The sequence below is a fragment of the Neptuniibacter sp. genome, assembly GCF_024231755.1.
Classification (GTDB): domain Bacteria; phylum Pseudomonadota; class Gammaproteobacteria; order Pseudomonadales; family Balneatricaceae; genus Neptuniibacter.
In genome coordinates this window covers 13,860-31,520 of sequence record NZ_JAAEQH010000231.1, presented here as the reverse complement: position 1 = coordinate 31,520, position 17,661 = coordinate 13,860, and the positions used below count along the sequence as shown (strand labels likewise).

The window sequence follows — 17,661 nt, the reverse complement described above, 5'->3', positions numbered from 1 at the left end:
GGCGCCATTTTCGCCTGTGCTTTGCCATCACGGGAAAACAGATGTTGCTGTTCCATGTACCATAGTTCCCAGCCTTTCTGCTGAGCGGCCCAGAGCATGGCCAGAGAGCTATCTTTCTTGAAAGAGATATTCTCAATGGGGTCCATTACTATGCCAACTTTAATCGTCATCTGTTTTACCTGTTATGAAATGGGATTAACTTAAATCGCCCCATAAATAATTTAATAATGTCAGTGCCGCTACAGGCGCTGTTTCTGTGCGCATGACTCTTGGTCCGAGCGCCAGTGGTTTGAAACCATTTTCGACAGCAAGTTCAACTTCCTGTGTAGTGAGACCACCTTCAGGACCGATCAATAGCGCCACAGAGGAGGGCGGATCAATCTTCTGTAAGGGCTGTTCACTGTGATGATGTAAAACTAGCTTCAATTCAGCATCCTGAGCTTTTATCCATTGTTCCAGAGTTTCCGGTAGTTGGATTTCAGGAGGTGCTACCCTTCCGCTTTGCTCACAGGCACTGATAGCTATCTGCTGCCAGTGTTTTACTCGCTTTTCCTGTCTATCTGGAGGCAGTTTTACTTCACAGCGTTCAGAGAACAGAGGTGTTATTTGGCAAACTCCGGTTTCCGTGCTTTTCTGGATGGCGTAGTCCATCCGTTCGCCTCGGGAAAGTGTCTGACCAATGCTTACCTGAAGAGAGCTTTCTGTCTTTGGATCTGTCTGTTCAGATATATGGGCGCTTGCCTTGCGTTTTTCAACATTAGTCAGCTGTGCTTGGTACTCAAAGCCATCACCATTGAACAGAATGATCATTTCTCCCGGACGCATGCGCAGTGCACGGCTGACATGTTGAACAACTTCATCACAAAGAGAGATCTCGCTACCCAGGGATAGCGGTTGTGGATCGTAAAAACGGGGAATTCTCATCGATGGGTTATACCTTTAATCCTTATATTCGCCTTCTTATTCGCCTTCGATAACCAGGTCTTCATCGATAAGGGTCTCATAATCAGCAACGGATAGTGGTCTACTGAGTAGGTAGCCCTGAACAATATCACAATGTTCCTTACGTAGAATGGACAGTTGTTGCTCTGTTTCAACGCCCTCCGCAACAACCTTAAGTTGAAGACCTTGTGCCATGAGAATGATTGCCTGCACAATTTTTAGATCCTGTGGGCTGCTGGCCAGATCGTCGATAAAGGATTTGTCTATTTTAATGTGGTCAACCGGCAGATTTTTAATTCGGCTTAAAGAGGAGTAGCCGGTACCAAAATCATCAATAGATATACTGACGCCTGTATTTCGTACACGGGTAAGCTTTTCCTGAATACGGCTTAGATCCTCGATCAGCACTCCCTCAGTCAGTTCAAGCTCGATATGGTTCAGGTCGACATTATGCGATGAGAAAATCTCCTGAAGTTTATCTTCAAAATCAGGACGCAGGAAACTGATGCCGGATAGGTTTATGGCTACTTTAGGGAATGTCAGGTTCTGATCTAGCCAGGAGCGACACTGCTTAGCCACAGCATTTAGTACCCAGTTATCCAATCGGGAGATTAGACCACTTTGCTCTGCCAACGGGACAAAAACAGCGGGTGAAATAAACCCTCGATCTGGATGCTCCCAGCGTAATAGAACTTCTGAGGAGAGAGGGGCGTTACTTTCTAGATCAAAAAGTGGCTGGAAAACTAGGTAGAACTGGTCCTGATCCATCGCCGCTGAGATATCCTGCCAGATTACCATCTTCTGTTCGGATTGCTGCTCTCTTATGGAACTGTAGTGAAGCCAGCCCTGTTCCATTTTTCGTGCAGTTTTTGCTGCTATCTCTGCTCGGCCCATCAGCTCAAACTGCTGATCTCCATCATCCGGGAATGAGGTAATGCCGATACGAGCACCAACTTGAACCTGAACAGTATCCAGCTGAATAGGTTGTTCAATTGTCGCAAGAATCTGGGTTGCCAGCGTTTCTATATTCTTATCAACCGGGCTGTTAAGTAATAGAAGACCAAAGCAGCCTTCAGATAGCCGGCCTAAACGGTGGTTTACAGACATTATGCTGCGTAAACGGTTAGCTATTTCAATTAGGATTTGATCGCGCTGTTCCTCGCCCAGTTCTATGGTGAGGTTGCGTAACAGATCAAAACGGATAAACAGAAAGTAAACCGGGTCCTGGTTTTCATGATTGCGGATGATCTCGCGTTCAATTGCTTCTCCCATTGCCTGCCGATTATAGAGGCGGGTGACAGGGTCAAAACTTTCCAGAAACTTTACATGTTCCTGCATATGGCGCAGACGGTTATTCTCGATAAGATGGTTACGGAAACGTTCGAGGGAACGCGCCATTTTTCCTATTTCGTCTTGGCGCTGGGCAAAAAGAAACTCCTGCTCTATCTCGCCTTTGGATAACCCTGCCATCTGCGAAGAGAGGTTGATAATAGGTCGGACAATATTACGGGAGATAACGATAGCGCCAATAATCGCAGCGATGATTACTGTTATGGTGATTATCGTGTAACTCAGTGCGCGCTGAAAATAGAGCGGATTTAGATCGTCGACATAGATGCCTGTACTCAGCATCATTTCAGTGCCGGGTATAACCTGAGCGTAGGTTAATTTTTCTTTGGCAGGGCCTCCGCTAGGTTTTGGCCACATGATGCTCCAGAACATACTTCCTGCTTGGAAGGCATCCCTGAAACCCTGAATAATAAGTTCGGGTTTTTCAATCCCCTCTATGTCAGTAACCAATTGGCCTTCTAGTTCGGGTTTTATGGGATGAAGAATAACCCTCGGGGCTTTATCTATCAGGTACAGATAGTCGTTGTCTGAGTAGCGGGTATTATAGATAAGATTCTTCAGACGTTGCTGATATTCTAAATCAGGAATATCGAGCTTTTGCAGTGCCAGAATCTGACTGATAGACGCTTCTACAACGCTACGAATCTTTTCCCTTTTACTGTTGGTTGTATCTTGATAGGAAAAATAATAAGCCAGGCAGGAGGTGGCAATAATTCCAAGCACTAGAATTGTAACCAGTCCGATAAGCTTCTTTCGTATGCTTAAGTTGCTTAGTTGCATCTACATATTATGTAAGTGAATAAAGTCTAATTATTGTCATATAAACAGCTATAGGCAATAAAAAAGCACCTGGCGGTGCTTTTTTAATATAAGGCTGCTGTCTCTGTTGAGTTTACAGGCCTGCTGCTTCTTTAAGAGCTTCAGCTTTGTCTGTGCGCTCCCAGGTAAAGGCCGTGAATGTCTCGCCTTTATATTCCATCTCAAACGGGTTGCGACCGAAGTGACCATAAGCCGCTGTTGGCTGGTACATTGGGTGCAGCAGATCTAGCATTTTCGTGATCGCGTATGGGCGCAGATCAAAGTGTTCGCGTACCAACTGGATAATCTTCTCATCAGAGATCTTGCCAGTACCGAATGTGTTGATTGAAACAGAGGTTGGCTCAGCTACACCAATTGCATAGGAAACCTGAATTTCACAACGGTCAGCCAGGCCCGCAGCAACGATATTCTTAGCAACATATCGACCAGCATAAGCAGCAGAGCGGTCAACTTTTGATGGGTCCTTACCAGAGAATGCACCACCACCGTGACGTGCCATGCCACCATAGGTATCAACAATAATCTTACGACCAGTCAGGCCGCAGTCACCTACAGGGCCACCAATAACGAAGTTACCTGTTGGGTTGATGTGATACTGAGTATCTTTGGTCAGCCACTCAGCTGGAATTGTGTTCTTGATGATCAATTCCATCACCGCTTCACGCAGATCAGCTTGTGAAACATCAGGGTTATGCTGAGTTGACAGTACTATGGCATCGACAGCGACTGGTTTGCCGTTTTCATAACGGAATGTTAGCTGGGATTTTGCATCCGGGCGTAACCATGGCAATAGGCCAGATTTACGCGCTTCAGCCTGGCGCTCAACCAGACGGTGTGAGTACGTGATTGGAGCAGGCATCAGTACATCGGTTTCGTTAGATGCATAACCAAACATCAGACCTTGGTCTCCAGCGCCCTGATCTTCAGGTTTAGAGCGGTCTACGCCCTGATTAATATCAGGTGATTGTTTGCCGATGATGTTGATCACGCCACAGGTTTCGCCGTCGTAACCTACTTCGGAAGAGGTATAGCCAATATCGCAGATGACTTTACGGACCAGATCTTCCAGATCTACCCAAGCAGATGTAGTGATCTCGCCAGAAACAACTGCAACGCCGGTTTTAACCATAGTTTCACAGGCAACTCTGGCGTATTTGTCTTCTGCAATAATTGCATCAAGCACCGCATCGGAGATCTGGTCTGCAATCTTATCCGGGTGACCTTCGGAAACTGATTCAGATGTAAATAAGCCGTATTCGCTCATTGATTAATACCTTTCTAAAAGACGTTCTGCAGAGGCTGGAAAATGATGCCTGAAGCCTAAAAAGTTTAGCAGGCGGGAAGCCGTCCGGGAAAATTAGCGCGTATTCTACCTTCGCCTCATGCTAAATGCATATTTTTACGCCGCTATAAAGATGAGAATTATCACTTTTTGAATGAAAAACACTCATTTTTGCCCAGAAAGTGCAATTCTTATTTGAAGCTTATGGCTATCTGCGAGAAAATTGCGCCCAAATTTTTTGAACCTTCTATTTGGGCAAATGGCCCAGGAGCAGAGTTAATGTCCTCTCGTAGAGAACTTGCCAACGCGATTCGCGCGCTGAGCATGGATGCCGTACAGAAAGCAAAATCTGGTCACCCGGGTGCCCCAATGGGTATGGCGGATATCGCCGAAGTGCTGTGGAATGATTTCATGGAGCACAACCCAAACAATCCGCAGTGGTTTGACCGCGACCGTTTCGTTCTGTCCAACGGTCATGGCTCTATGCTGATCTATAGCCTGTTACATCTGACGGGCTATGATGTCTCTATCGAAGATCTGCAGAACTTCCGTCAGTTGCACTCAAAAACTGCAGGTCACCCTGAATATGGTTACTGCCCGGGTGTTGAAACTACTACTGGTCCACTCGGCCAGGGTATTACCAATGCAGTAGGTTTTGCGATTGCCGAGAAAACTCTGGCAGCACAGTTCAACCGTGAAGGTCATGAAATCATTGATCACAACACCTATGTATTTATGGGTGATGGCTGCTTGATGGAAGGTATCTCTCATGAAGCATGTTCACTGGCTGGTACTCTGGGCCTGGGCAAACTGATTGCGTTCTGGGATGACAATGGCATCTCTATCGACGGTGAAGTAGAAGGTTGGTACACCGACGATAACGTTAAGCGTTTTGAATCCTACGGCTGGCAGGTTATCCCGAATGTTGATGGCCACGATGCTGATCAGATCCGAGCGGCGATTGAAGCGGCTCAGGAGAACACTAAACAGCCAACACTGATCTGCTGTAAGACAGTGATTGGTTTCGGCTCGCCTAATAAAGAAGGTAAAGAAGATTGCCACGGTGCTCCACTAGGTGATGACGAGATCGCACTGACTCGTGAACGTCTGGGCTGGGAACACCCTGCTTTCGAAATCCCAGCTGATATTGCGGCTGATTGGAACGCTCAGGAAGCGGGTAACCACGCTGAGAATACCTGGAACGAGAGCTTTGCTGCGTATCGTTCTGAGTACCCAGAGCTTGCAGATGAACTGCTGCGTCGTATCTCTGGTGAACTGCCAGCTGATTTCTCTGAGAAAGCAGATGCTTACATCGCAGAGATCGCTGAGAAAGGTGAAACAATCGCTTCCCGTAAGGCTTCTCAGAATGCTTTGAATGCTTACGGTCCTCTACTGCCTGAACTATTGGGTGGTTCCGCTGACCTGGCAGGTTCTAACCTGACACTGTGGTCTGGCTGCAAAGGTGTTGAGAAAGACGATGCTTCAGGTAACTACCTGTTCTACGGTGTACGTGAATTTGGTATGTCTGCGATCATGAACGGTATCGCACTGCACGGTGGTTTTATCCCTTACGGTGCTACCTTCCTGGTATTTATGGAGTACGCTCGTAATGCAGTTCGTATGGCTGCATTGATGCGCCAGCGTGCTATCCACGTTTACACTCACGATTCTATTGGTCTGGGTGAAGATGGCCCAACTCACCAGCCTGTTGAGCAGGTTGCTAACCTGCGTCATACGCCAAATATGAGCTGCTGGCGTCCATGTGACGCAGTTGAATCTGCTGTGGCATGGAAAGCGGCACTTGAACGTGCTGATGGCCCTACTGCAATGGTATTTTCTCGTCAGGGTCTACAGCACCAACAGCGCTCAGCAGAGCAACTGGCTAACATCGCTAAGGGTGGCTATATCCTGCGTGATACTGATGGTCAGCCGGATGCAATCCTGATTGCAACAGGTTCAGAAGTGGGTCTGGCAATGGATGCAGCTGAAGCATTGGCTGCTGAAGGTACTAACGTACGCGTTGTCTCTATGCCAGAAACTGGTCTGTTCGATCAGCAGTCTGCTGAATACCGTGAATCTGTTCTGCCTGCTGCTGTGACTGCACGTGTTGCTGTTGAAGCCCTGCAAGCTGACTTCTGGTACAAGTATGTTGGTTTGAACGGCGCTATCGTCGGTATGCGTACCTTTGGTGAGTCTGCGCCGGCAGGCGAACTGTTCAAGCACTTTGGTTTCACTACCGAAAACGTTGTGGCTACAGTTAAATCTGTACTTTAAACCGCAGCAATCGAAACGGCCTGCAATAGCGGGCCGTTTTCAGTTATGCGCTTTTAAGGTAGATAGGGTAGGTAAATAGATTGAGTTATCGAGTCGCAATCAATGGTTATGGCCGTATTGGTCAGAGTGTGTTGCGTGCGATTTATGAAAACGGTTTACAGGATCAGTTCCAGGTTGTGGCTATTAATGAGCTGTCTGATTTGGAAACGGTAACCTACCTTACCCGCTATGATACAACCCATGGACGCTTTCCTGTTTCTGTTGAACATGACGGCAAACAGCTACTTGTAGATGACGATGCAATTCAGATTCTGAATGAATCAGATGCAGAAGATCTGCCGTGGGCTGCTTTGGATATTGATCTGTTATTTGAGTGTTCAGGATCTTTTAAATCTCGAACCTTAGCGGACCTTCACATTCATAGTGGCGCGAAACGTTTGCTGTTTTCGCAACCCGCGACTGATGAAGTGGATGCCACGATTGTGTTTGGTTTGAATGAGACGTTGTTGAAACCAGAGCATCAGGTTGTTTCAGCAGCATCCTGTACTACCAATTGCATTATTCCCGTACTGGATCTTATTGATAAAGAGTTGGGCATTGTTAATGGTGTGACAACAACAATCCACTCGGCAATGAATGATCAGCCAGTGATTGATAGCTATCATCAGACCGATCTGCGCCTAACCCGTAGTGCTATGCACTCTATTGTTCCTGTGGATACCGGGTTGGATAAGGGTATTGATCGGCTGTTGCCGCATCTGGCAGGCAAGTTTCAATGTCTGCATGTCAGGGTTCCTACCATCAATGTCTCTATGATGGATCTGTCGATTAACGTACAGAAAGAAACAACTGCGGCTGACATTAATAAGATCTTACAAAAAGCGTCAAAACAGGGGCCATTAAAGGGACTATTAGGTTATACCGAAGAGCCTCATGCTTCGGTAGACTTCAACCGCGATTCCCGTTCCGCGGTGGTAGATGGTACCCAGACCAAAGTGTCTGAAGGGCGTCTGATCAAACTTGTGTGCTGGTTTGATAATGAATGGGGTTTTGCTAACCGAATGCTGGATGTAGCACAGCATTGGCTAGAACAACGTTAGAGCTGGGGTTGGCGCAGGAGTTGATACAAGACAGTCCTCCTGCTGAACAGAATTCTTGAAACTTTTGAAATATTAAGTAGGGCACGTCAATGAGCGTACTGAAAATGAGTGAACTGGATCTGAGCGGTAAGCGTGTTCTGATCCGTGAAGACCTGAACGTACCAGTGAAAAATGGTGAAGTTACTTCCGATGCGCGTATCCGTGCGTCTTTGCCAACGATTGAGCTGGCACTGAAAGCAGGCGCTAAAGTGATGGTGATGTCTCACCTGGGTCGTCCAACTGAGGGTGAATACAGCGAAGAGTTCTCTCTGCAGCCTGTGGCTAACCACATTGCTAAACTGCTGGATCGTGAAGTTCCACTGATCAAAGACTGGTTGGATGGCGGTTTTGAAGTTGCAGAAGGTGAACTGGTACTGCTTGAAAACGTACGTTTTAACGTAGGTGAGAAAAAAGATAACGAAGAGCTATCCCAGAAGATGGCCGCTTTGTGTGATGTTTATGTGATGGATGCATTCGGTACTGCTCACCGTGCGCAGGCTTCTACTCACGGTGTAGCGAAGTTCGCTGATGTTGCATGTGCCGGCCCTCTGCTGGCAGGTGAGCTGGATGCATTAGGCAAGGCACTAGATAAGCCGGCTCGTCCTCTGGCTGCGATTGTAGGTGGTTCCAAAGTTTCTACTAAACTGGAAGTTCTGACAGCGCTATCTGATCAGGTTGACCAGTTGATCGTCGGTGGTGGTATCGCTAACACTTTCCTGGCTGCTGCGGGCAAACCAGTAGGTAAGTCTCTGTGTGAGCACGACCTGATCTCTGTTGCACAGGATCTGATGAAGAAAGTAAACATTCCTATGCCGGTTGATGTAGTAGTAGCGAAAGAGTTTGCTGAGACTGCTGAAGCGACAGTTAAGTCTGTAGATGATGTAGCTGAAGATGATATGATCCTGGACATCGGTCCTCAGTCGGCACAGAACCTAGCAGAACTGCTGAAGGATGCAGGCACAATCATCTGGAATGGCCCTGTTGGTGTATTTGAATTTGACCAGTTCGGCGAAGGTACTAAAACACTGTCTCTGGCAATTGCTGAGAACCAGGGTTTCTCTATCGCTGGTGGTGGTGACACACTGGCTGCTGTGGATAAGTACGATATTGCAGATAAAGTATCTTACATCTCTACAGGTGGTGGTGCGTTCCTGGAATTCGTTGAAGGTAAGAAGTTGCCTGCAGTAGCTGCACTGGAAGCAAAGAACTCTTAATTGAGGCATGCAAAACTATGTCTGCTTGACTATAGGGCGTTAAAAAATCACTCAAGATGCTCATTTACATCAGTAAACTGCGCTCGTTCGTGATTTTTTGCCTTCTCTAGTCTGCGCCCATTACGTTTTGCATACCCAATTTATTCTTTTTTTTAATGGATGGGTGGTAAACTCTGCCCATCCCTGCCTTTTGGCAAAGTTAACGAATATTTAAAGGTGACAAAATGGCTCTGATCTCCATGCGTCAGCTGCTGGACCATGCCGCTGAAAATGATTACGGCATCCCAGCATTCAACGTAAACAACCTGGAACAGATGCGCTCCATTATGGAAGCGGCTGACAAGACAAATTCCCCAGTGATTGTTCAGGCATCTGCCGGTGCTCGTAAATACGCAGGTTCTAACTTCCTGCGTCATATGATCGAAGCGGCGATTGCTGAATTCCCGCACATTCCTGTATGTATGCATCAGGATCACGGTACATCCCCTGCTGTTTGTCAGCGTACTATCGCAATGGGTTTCTCCTCTGTAATGATGGATGGTTCCCTGATGTCTGATGGTAAAACTCCATCCAGCTACGAATACAACGTTGATGTAACACGTCGTACGGTAGAGATGGCACACGCGTGTGGTGTTTCTGTAGAGGGTGAGCTGGGCTGCCTGGGTTCTCTGGAAACAGGGCAGGCAGGTGAAGAAGATGGTATCGGTGCTGAAGGTACACTATCTCACGATCAGATGTTGACTGATCCGGATGAAGCGGCTGACTTCGTTAAGAAAACGGGTGTAGATGCTCTGGCCATTGCTTGCGGTACTTCTCACGGCGCTTACAAGTTCACTCGTCCACCGACTGGTGACATTCTGGCGATTGACCGCATTCGAGCGATCAATGAGCGTATCCCTGGTACACACCTGGTAATGCACGGTTCCTCTTCTGTTCCTCAGGAGTGGTTGGCTGTGATCAATGAGTTTGGTGGTGCGATTCCAGAAACTTACGGTGTACCAGTTGAGCAGATCGTTGAAGGTATCAAGTACGGTGTACGTAAAGTAAATATCGATACAGACCTGCGTCTGGCGTCTACAGGTGCGATTCGTAAGTTCATGGCAGAAAATCCTGCTGAATTCGATCCGCGTAAATACCTGAAGAAGTCTATGGAAGCGATGACTGATATCTGTGTTGCTCGTTACGAAGCATTTGGCACAGCAGGTAATGCAGCTAAGATCACGCCTATCTCTCTGGAGAATATGGCGGCACAGTATGAGACGGGTGCACTGGATCCAAAAATCGCATAAGCGTGACTAGATAAGATTAAGGCTGCCTTCGGGTGGCCTTTTTTGTATCCGCTTTCCTTTAGGCTATTTCAGCCATAAATTCAGCGGCTTCTTTACGGTTGAAAAAGCGACCATAACGGACAAAGCCTGAAATAATATTTTCTTTGATACTAATCGCTTTGTTGTCAGGCTCAATGCATAGCCATCCCTCGGGTAGCCCATCCATCAGGTGAAAAGGGGCTGTTCTTCCATCTTTGTAGCATGACAGAGCAATTTCTCCTGTTTCGGAATCCATAAAAGCAGGAACAAAGTGTTCGCTATGATTGTTCTGGCTGATTCCACCAGTGCCAGTAAATTGGATATTCTCTTCCGCTAGGCGTCCAGATTGTAAGCTGTTCATCACCGCTCTCCAGTTTGTGTTTATTTAATAAACAGCAAACAAGGTGCCAGAGAAAAACTAAGACTGTTTATTCAAATAGTTAACTATCAGAGCAGTGCTTAGGGGAGTAATTGCAAAAGGCAATCTTACGATTACATCCTGCAACATGTGACAGTTTTTTGAGCAAATGGTGAATTCGAGCCCGAATTTCTCAGAAACCCTAATCCCTTCATAAAACATCCAGGCTAGAGGTTGAGTAAATAAGCCTATTTTAATTATACTGTATATAAATACAGTATTTGGTTTGTGTTATGTCTGTTGTTTTCCTTGGCCAGAGTGAACTGAAAACCACTCTGAAAATGCCTTTTTTCCTCTCTACTGTTTCCGCAGGTTTTCCCAGTCCCGCACAGGACTATGTGGAGAAAACGCTAGATCTGAATGAATTACTAATTCAGCGCCCAGCTGCGACCTACTTCGTCCGGGCAGAGGGAGATTCCATGCAAGAGGCAGGGATACATAGTGGCGATATTCTGATTGTGGATCGCTCTATTGATGCCTGTCATGGGGATATAGTTATTGCTGCTCTGCAAGGGGAGTTAACAGTTAAGCAACTGGAGCTGAAGCCGGTATGTCGTCTGCTGCCATGTAACCCACGCTATAGGCCTATTGTCATCCCAGAAGGTAGTGACCTTGAGCTGTTTGGTGTAGTGACTAACGTTATACATAGCTTTCGCTAAGGATTGGTTATGAGCTATGCCCTGGTGGACTGTAACTGTTTTTATGTTTCCTGCGAGCGTCTGTTTAGACCTGACTTGGAAAAGAAGCCGGTAGTGGTTTTTTCAAATAATGATGGTTGCATTATCGCCCGCTCAGAAGAAGTAAAAGCGATGGGTATTGGGATGGCGATTCCTTTCTATCAGGTGCGGGAGTATGTTGATCGGAGGGACCTTTATGCTTTCTCTAGTAACTATGCCCTGTATGGCGATATTTCTGCTCGGGTGATGAGTGTGCTGGAAGAGATGGCTCCACAGGTAGAGGTTTATTCTATCGATGAGGCTTTTCTTGATCTGCAGGGAATGGAAGCTATCAAGGATCTGACTGGCTATGGCCACAAGATTCGTCAGCGTATAAAGCAGTGGGTTGGGATACCCGTAGGTGTCGGCATCGGGCCTACAAAGACGCTGGCTAAACTGGCAAATTATGCCGCGAAGCGTTACGCCGCCACGGGAGGAGTAGTGGATCTGCACCGGCCTGATTGGTGTAGTCGCCTCCTGCCGCAGGTGCCGGTTGTTGAGGTCTGGGGGGTTGGTCGGCGTAGTGCAGAGAAGCTGAAAGCGGAAAATATCCATACAGCAGCAGATCTGGCTTTGAGTGATCCAGACGTAATGGTCAGGCGTTATTCTGTGGTGTTGGCACGTACAATCCTTGAGCTTAGAGGGGTCCGCTGTCTTACCTTTGATGTAGAAGCTGAAGCAAAACAGCAGGTATTGTGTAGTCGGACTTTCAGTTCGCGGATTACTCAGCTACAACTGATGCAGGAGGCAATCAGGGAATATGCGGTACGTGCGGCTGAAAAGTTGCGGGAAGAGCAGCGCCTGACCCAACACGTATCGGTTTATATCCGTACCAATCCAAATGCCCGCTTTGAGCAAAAATACAGAAATGCTGCATCGTGCCCACTTCCCTCGCCAACCAACGATAGCCGAGTGATTATGAAAGAGGCTATTAGGTTGCTGAATATGATCTACAAGCCTAACTATCGCTATATGAAGGCGGGAGTGATGCTGAACGATCTGCAGCCGGAGAAAAGTTATCAGACCGATCTGTTTACGGAGAATCTACATACTGAACAATCGGCTCAACTGATGAATGTCTTGGATAAAGTGAACCAGCGTTACAGTGGTGCTCTAAAGTTTGCCGGGCAGGGAAGAGAACAATCCTGGGCTATGCAGCGTAATCTGTTATCACCATCTTACACAACAAGCTGGCAGGCTATTCGTAAAGTCATGGCTTGATGACTTTTCAGGCTGCCTGTTGCTCAAGGATCTGAAGCAACTGAGTAACCTTTTTTACCGATAAATCGATATCAATGGCTGGGTCCCTATCTGTCGCACGTCTGTTATAAGGGTTGTCTGCGTAAGTACGGGTATTGCTACGTCGTTCTTCGCCTGAGTAAACAACCGACTGGTTCTGAATGGCCCACTCAGAGACGTGTTGTAGTGTTGGCAGGGATGGACTGACCTGCCCTTTACCCTGTTTGAACCAGTAATAAACATACTGGTAGTTCTGGAAATCTTTAATCAGCTTAATCATTTTTCACCAAGCGGAATACTGCAAAAACTTTATGGTTATTATGCAGAGCTAAGCTGAACAAAAGATTAGTAAAATGTTTTGCGAGTTATGATTCGTTACTTCCCAGCCAACCTTTGGCAGCAGTGGTGATCTTTTCAACCGCCGTGTGAGATATCTTGCGCTCGATTGAGATAGCATAATAGTTGTTGATGATCTCGTTGGTCTCGCCGATGGTGACCAGGCCAAATTGCTGTTCTACCTCTTCGATAATCGGTGTTGGCATTACTAGAATGCCTTTACCTGCGTGGGCAAATGCTTTGATTAGAGCGCTATCATCGAATTCGCCCACAACACGAGGATGAACTTTGTGTTTGTTAAACCATTGGAAAAGTTGCCGGCGGACCATTGTGGTTTCATTGGGCAGAAGCATTGGAGCGCCATTTAGGTTGTTGGGAAAATCATCGCCAATTTTTTTTGCGATATCAGGGTGTGCCATAAAGCTGCTACCACAGGTGCCGAGGCTATGACTGTAGCCGTTAATGCTGACATCTGAAGGGATCGGAGATTCGGAGATAACCAAGTCCAGACGGTGCAGGGCAAGTTCAGCTAATAGCTCGTTAATGTCTCCTTCATGACAAATCATTCGAATGTTATTGATATCTTCCATTGCGGGAGAGAGTAGGTGATAGGTTATCGATTTGGGTACCACATCGACTACGCCCACCTTAAACACCAGTGGTCTGACTTTATCCAGATTGCGTATCCTTTCTTCAAGTTCTCCACCTAAGGAAAAGATGTCACTGGCATAACTCAGTGCCATGTGACCCGTTTCAGTTAACTCAAGTTGGCGGCCTACTTTGGTAAATAGAGAGCAGCCAAAGTAGTCATCCAGCAGACTTAGTTGAGCGCTGATGGTATGTGGAGTTACGTTCAGGCGCTCTGCAGCTGCAGCGATGCTGCCCTCTTTGGCAACCATCCAGAAGTAGTGAAGGTGTTTGTAGTTCATATTTTTGTTCGAAAAAAATGATTCTTTTGTTAAGAATAATCGAGTTTTATTGATTTTGGTAGTCGGTTAAATTTTGCACTGTTGATGCCGGAAAGCTTCTTATCGTCTTTAGAGCTTTTGGGTTATTTTTCACCAGGGGAGGTGTTTTATGTCTACATCTATGAATCGATCCGCAACTCATACGCAAGTCTCCGCGTTAGAGTCGAATAAGGTACTACGCAATACCTATGCATTGCTTTCCCTCACAATGCTGTTCAGTGCTATCACTGCGGGTGTTTCTTTATTTCTCCAGCTGCCTCACCCCGGCGTCATCATCTCTTTGGTTGGTTTTTTTGGTCTTTATTTTCTGACGACTAAACTGCGTAACAGTATTTGGGGACTACCTTCTGTTTTCGCTTTAACTGGTTTTATGGGATACACCTTAGGGCCGATTGTCGGACATTACCTATCGATGCCGGGTGGTAGTGCCATCGTGATGAATGCGATGGGTATGACCGGCATTATATTTTTGAGCTTGTCTGCTTATGTCCTGACTACGCGTAAAGATTTCAGCTTTATGGGTGGTTTCTTGATGGTGGGCATTCTGCTGGCATTTCTGGCGGGTCTAGGCGCGATTTTCTTTGAAATGCCAGCGCTGTCTCTGGCTGTATCAGCGATGTTTGTTCTGCTGATGTCGGGCTTCATTCTTTATGAAACCAGCAATATTTTGAACGGTGGTGAGACCAACTACATTATGGCAACGGTCTCACTGTACGTATCAATCTATAACCTATTTACCAGTTTGCTCCACCTACTCGGATTTATGAGTGAAGACTAAGTTTCAGGCTCACTCTTCACGCATCTAAGCTATGCACTTGTGATAGCCCCTCGGGGTTTTATATGCGGTCCTTCTGGACCGCTTTTTTTATTTGAGTTATTTATCTAGCAGATGTTCGTAGCGCTGGTCGGTGAGAGTTTTCATAAACGCGACCAGAGCATCGATACGTTTCTCTTTTAGAGCAGGCCCTGTTTCCAATTCCTTCAATGAAATGTTTTCAGCGACTTCTGGTTGCCCCCAGGGGTTACCTGTTTCAGGATTGATCTGGCGTTTGGCGCTGCGGCTATTGTACTTGTCGTAGAACAACACAACTGTACGTAGCTCCTGAAAAACACCGTTGTGCATATATGGGCCTGTTACAGCTACATTGCGTAGTGTAGGAACCTTAAATTTACCGGCCTGTTTGGGATCATCTACCTGAGGGTTATTTAGAAGACCCAGATCTTTTGTGTCTACAGCTACACCGTTTTTAAAGCGCCCAGTGATATTCGTTGGCACACCAATATTGTGATACTCGTAATTGGTGAATGTTTCCTGAGGGTGGCGTTGTGACTTGTTCAGTTGGTGGCAAATATTGCAGTTGGTAAACTGCTGCGAAAAGAACAGAGTACGCCCCAGGTCTTCCTGTTTTGTCAGCTTGTATTCGCCACGCAGGTAACGGTCATATTTAGAATCAAATGGAGCAAATAGCTCCGTGCGTTCAAAGCTAGCGATACTGTCTGCCATCGCGGCATAGGCCTTTTCAATATCAGTGAAGATATCATCGCCATAGACCCTTTGGAAAGATGAGATATAAGCAGGGTTCTCTTGTAAACGTTCAACGGTGAAGGTTTTTGAGGGAAGCCCCATCTCAATTGGGTTTGTCGGTGGCCCACCGGCTTGGCCTGCCAGGTTTGATTCTCGTCCATCATGGAACTGGCCACCCACATATTGGCCCTTTTTGTTGAGATGAAACTCAGGGCTGAACATCGCATATGCAGCGGTTGGTGCATTCCGGTCCCCCAGCGATTTGTCATCATCTCCGAGAGAAAAAGCGCCTGCGACACCATTATCACGAGGGTCCACAAAACCATGGGTAGGTGAATGGCAGGTTGCGCAGGACTGAGTACGGTTCATCGAAAGATTGGTATCAAAATAGAGCTGCTGCCCCAACTGCTCTTTATTTAGCACAGTGTGTTCAGTCAGATTGGTTTTGTCTGTGCAGGCTATCAGTAGCGTGGTGACTGTGAGGATGGCGGCATATCTCAGACGGTAAGTCATTATTATTCTTTACTCATAAGAATTTATTGAGAAGGTTAATGCGAATGATTATATATCTATTTATTTTGCGTAGACTGATTTTAATCAACTTAAGCGATGATTCATCTATAAATTTTTATGCTGGTATTGTGATGCCCGAAGCGGTAGCTTGGACTGTATTAAATACTTTAGGGAAGTCAGGCAGTTGAAATTTAAGCAGCAGATGCTCCTTGTCGTTAGTTTCTTAATCGTGACGGGTTTTACGGTGACTGCTGCGGTGAGTTTTTTCATTTCCAGGGAAGCCGCTCTAGATGTTGTGGTGAAGCATGAACTACCGCTTACCAGCGACAATATTTATGCCGAAGTGCAAAGGGATTTGATTTTGCCTCGTACGGTATCCTCCTTTATGGGAAATGATACCTTTCTGCAGGATTGGATCTTAGATGGAGAGCATGATACCGAGGCTGTTACGCGTTATCTGAAAGGTATTAAGGATAAATACGGAGCCTTTACCGCATTCATGGTTTCCGAGAATACTCGGAACTACTATCACGCAGGTGGCTGGTTAAAACAGGTCTCGAAAACAGATCCACGGGATGAGTGGTATTTTCGGGTTCGGCTGATGGATGAAGAAAGTGAACTGAATATTGATCCGGATATGGCGAACCGGGATGCACTTACGATTTTCATTAACTATAAGATTCATGCACCTGACGGCACCTTTATAGGAGCGACAGGTTTAGGTCTAAATCTGGCCAGTATCAAACAGATCCTTAGCGATTACCGTGAACGCTACTCTAATAATGTCTACTTTGTGACCCAGCGTGGCCATGTTCTGTTGCATGATGAGCGGCATGAAGTTGCTCAGAGCCTGCATCAGGAACCTGGCATGACTGATATTGTGCAATCAATCCTAAGAGATCCGCAGGGCTCTTTCTCCTACGAACGAGATGGAAAAACATTCCTACTTAATACCCGGCATATTGATGAACTAGGTTTAATTCTATGTGTGGAAGCTGAGCAGGAGCGAGTGTTTGATGTGCTTCGCCCTTCACTGGTAGTTACCGCGATAGTCTGTCTGTTGGTGACCGGTATAGTGCTTGTTCTGTTACTCAAAGTGATCCGGCATTATCAGGCTGAGTTGGAGAGTATTGCCTGGCGTGACCCTTTAACTTCTCTGATTAATCGTAGGGCTTTTGTTGATCGCTACAAGGGTATTCGCAATCAACATGAGCGCAGTGGTGCTCCCTTGAGTTTGCTTATTGTCGACATCGATCATTTTAAGGAGGTTAACGACCGCTACGGGCATAATGCAGGTGATGAGGTGCTGAAAAGAGTCTCTGACTTATTAAGTGATATCCTGCGTCCCTCCGATCTGGTATCTCGCTGGGGTGGCGATGAGTTTCTTCTGCTGTTGCCTCAAACTGATCTGGCCAGTGCAAGCGAGATAGCAGAACGTATCAGAGGCTGTATCAATGGCGACAGCTCACTGAGCGATATAGTCAAACAAGGGCTTTCCGTTAGTATCGGCGCGGCAGAACAGCGTGAAGATTTCGATCTTGATATGCATGTGCAGCAGGCGGATTCTGGGCTTTATCGGGCAAAAGCTGAAGGGCGCAATAGAGCTTGTTCTGGTTGAA

The 17,661-nt window shown here is 46.5% G+C and carries 15 protein-coding genes and 1 pseudogene; 8 read left to right on the top strand and 8 right to left on the bottom strand.

What is annotated here, in order from left to right:
* The 4 genes and pseudogenes from GY843_RS11985 to metK form a co-directional block, all read right to left on the bottom strand.
* Positions 1-170: pseudogene (locus GY843_RS11985) on the bottom strand (glutathione synthase); the annotation flags it as partial.
* 25 nt (positions 171-195) lie between these two features.
* Positions 196-924 carry a 16S rRNA (uracil(1498)-N(3))-methyltransferase gene (locus GY843_RS11980; RefSeq protein WP_297309903.1) on the bottom strand — a complete coding sequence of 243 codons (729 nt, stop codon included), beginning with the start codon at positions 922-924 and terminating at the stop codon, positions 196-198.
* Positions 925-960: 36 nt separating this feature from the next.
* A complete protein-coding gene (locus GY843_RS11975; RefSeq protein WP_297309901.1) occupies positions 961-3,015 on the bottom strand; it encodes an EAL domain-containing protein in 2,055 nt (684 codons plus the stop codon).
* A 169-nt stretch (positions 3,016-3,184) separates the two neighbouring features.
* On the bottom strand, positions 3,185-4,375 hold the full coding sequence (metK, locus tag GY843_RS11970; protein WP_297309900.1) for a methionine adenosyltransferase: 1,191 nt from the start codon (positions 4,373-4,375) through the stop codon (positions 3,185-3,187).
* A 297-nt stretch (positions 4,376-4,672) separates the two neighbouring features.
* Between metK and tkt the strand changes: the two genes are divergently transcribed.
* The 4 genes from tkt to fba all read left to right on the top strand — a co-directional run bounded on the left by tkt (position 4,673) and on the right by fba (position 10,309).
* The gene (tkt, locus tag GY843_RS11965; protein WP_297309898.1) at positions 4,673-6,667 is read left to right on the top strand and encodes a transketolase; all 1,995 of its coding nucleotides are present in this window, start codon (positions 4,673-4,675) and stop codon (positions 6,665-6,667) included.
* A gap of 80 nt (positions 6,668-6,747) precedes the next feature.
* Positions 6,748-7,767, top strand: coding sequence for a glyceraldehyde 3-phosphate dehydrogenase NAD-binding domain-containing protein (locus tag GY843_RS11960; protein ID WP_297309896.1), 1,020 nt, complete (start codon positions 6,748-6,750; stop codon positions 7,765-7,767).
* 89 nt (positions 7,768-7,856) lie between these two features.
* Complete coding sequence (locus GY843_RS11955; protein WP_297309894.1) at positions 7,857-9,020, top strand: phosphoglycerate kinase; 1,164 nt, start codon at positions 7,857-7,859, stop codon at positions 9,018-9,020.
* A gap of 224 nt (positions 9,021-9,244) precedes the next feature.
* Positions 9,245-10,309 carry a class II fructose-bisphosphate aldolase gene (fba, locus tag GY843_RS11950; protein WP_297309892.1) on the top strand — a complete coding sequence of 355 codons (1,065 nt, stop codon included), beginning with the start codon at positions 9,245-9,247 and terminating at the stop codon, positions 10,307-10,309.
* 58 nt (positions 10,310-10,367) lie between these two features.
* Here fba and GY843_RS11945 read toward each other — a convergent pair whose 3' ends face one another.
* Positions 10,368-10,688, bottom strand: coding sequence for a hypothetical protein (locus GY843_RS11945; protein WP_297309890.1), 321 nt, complete (start codon positions 10,686-10,688; stop codon positions 10,368-10,370).
* 290 nt (positions 10,689-10,978) lie between these two features.
* Here GY843_RS11945 and umuD point away from each other — a divergent pair, with 290 nt between their 5' ends.
* Complete coding sequence (umuD, locus tag GY843_RS11940) at positions 10,979-11,404, top strand: translesion error-prone DNA polymerase V autoproteolytic subunit (protein ID WP_297309888.1); 426 nt, start codon at positions 10,979-10,981, stop codon at positions 11,402-11,404.
* 9 nt (positions 11,405-11,413) lie between these two features.
* Positions 11,414-12,682, top strand: a complete 1,269-nt coding sequence (gene umuC / locus GY843_RS11935) for a translesion error-prone DNA polymerase V subunit UmuC (RefSeq protein WP_297309886.1) — start codon at positions 11,414-11,416, stop codon at positions 12,680-12,682.
* 7 nt (positions 12,683-12,689) lie between these two features.
* Here the strand turns inward: umuC and GY843_RS11930 are convergent, their stop codons facing one another.
* Complete coding sequence (locus GY843_RS11930; RefSeq protein ID WP_297309884.1) at positions 12,690-12,980, bottom strand: hypothetical protein; 291 nt, start codon at positions 12,978-12,980, stop codon at positions 12,690-12,692.
* An 85-nt stretch (positions 12,981-13,065) separates the two neighbouring features.
* Positions 13,066-13,965: a transcriptional activator NhaR gene (nhaR, locus tag GY843_RS11925; RefSeq protein ID WP_297309882.1), complete on the bottom strand. Its 900-nt coding sequence runs from the start codon at positions 13,963-13,965 to the stop codon at positions 13,066-13,068.
* Between the two features lie 148 nt (positions 13,966-14,113).
* On the opposite strand from nhaR, the gene GY843_RS11920 reads away from it, so the two are divergent.
* Entirely contained in the window at positions 14,114-14,782 is a 669-nt protein-coding gene (locus GY843_RS11920) for a Bax inhibitor-1/YccA family protein (RefSeq protein WP_367183837.1), read from the top strand.
* 96 nt (positions 14,783-14,878) lie between these two features.
* Here GY843_RS11920 and GY843_RS11915 read toward each other — a convergent pair whose 3' ends face one another.
* On the bottom strand, positions 14,879-16,042 hold the full coding sequence (locus tag GY843_RS11915; RefSeq protein WP_297309880.1) for a cytochrome c peroxidase: 1,164 nt from the start codon (positions 16,040-16,042) through the stop codon (positions 14,879-14,881).
* Between the two features lie 184 nt (positions 16,043-16,226).
* Between GY843_RS11915 and GY843_RS11910 the strand changes: the two genes are divergently transcribed.
* On the top strand, positions 16,227-17,660 hold the full coding sequence (locus tag GY843_RS11910) for a sensor domain-containing diguanylate cyclase (protein WP_297309878.1): 1,434 nt from the start codon (positions 16,227-16,229) through the stop codon (positions 17,658-17,660).
* Position 17,661 lies beyond the last annotated feature (1 nt).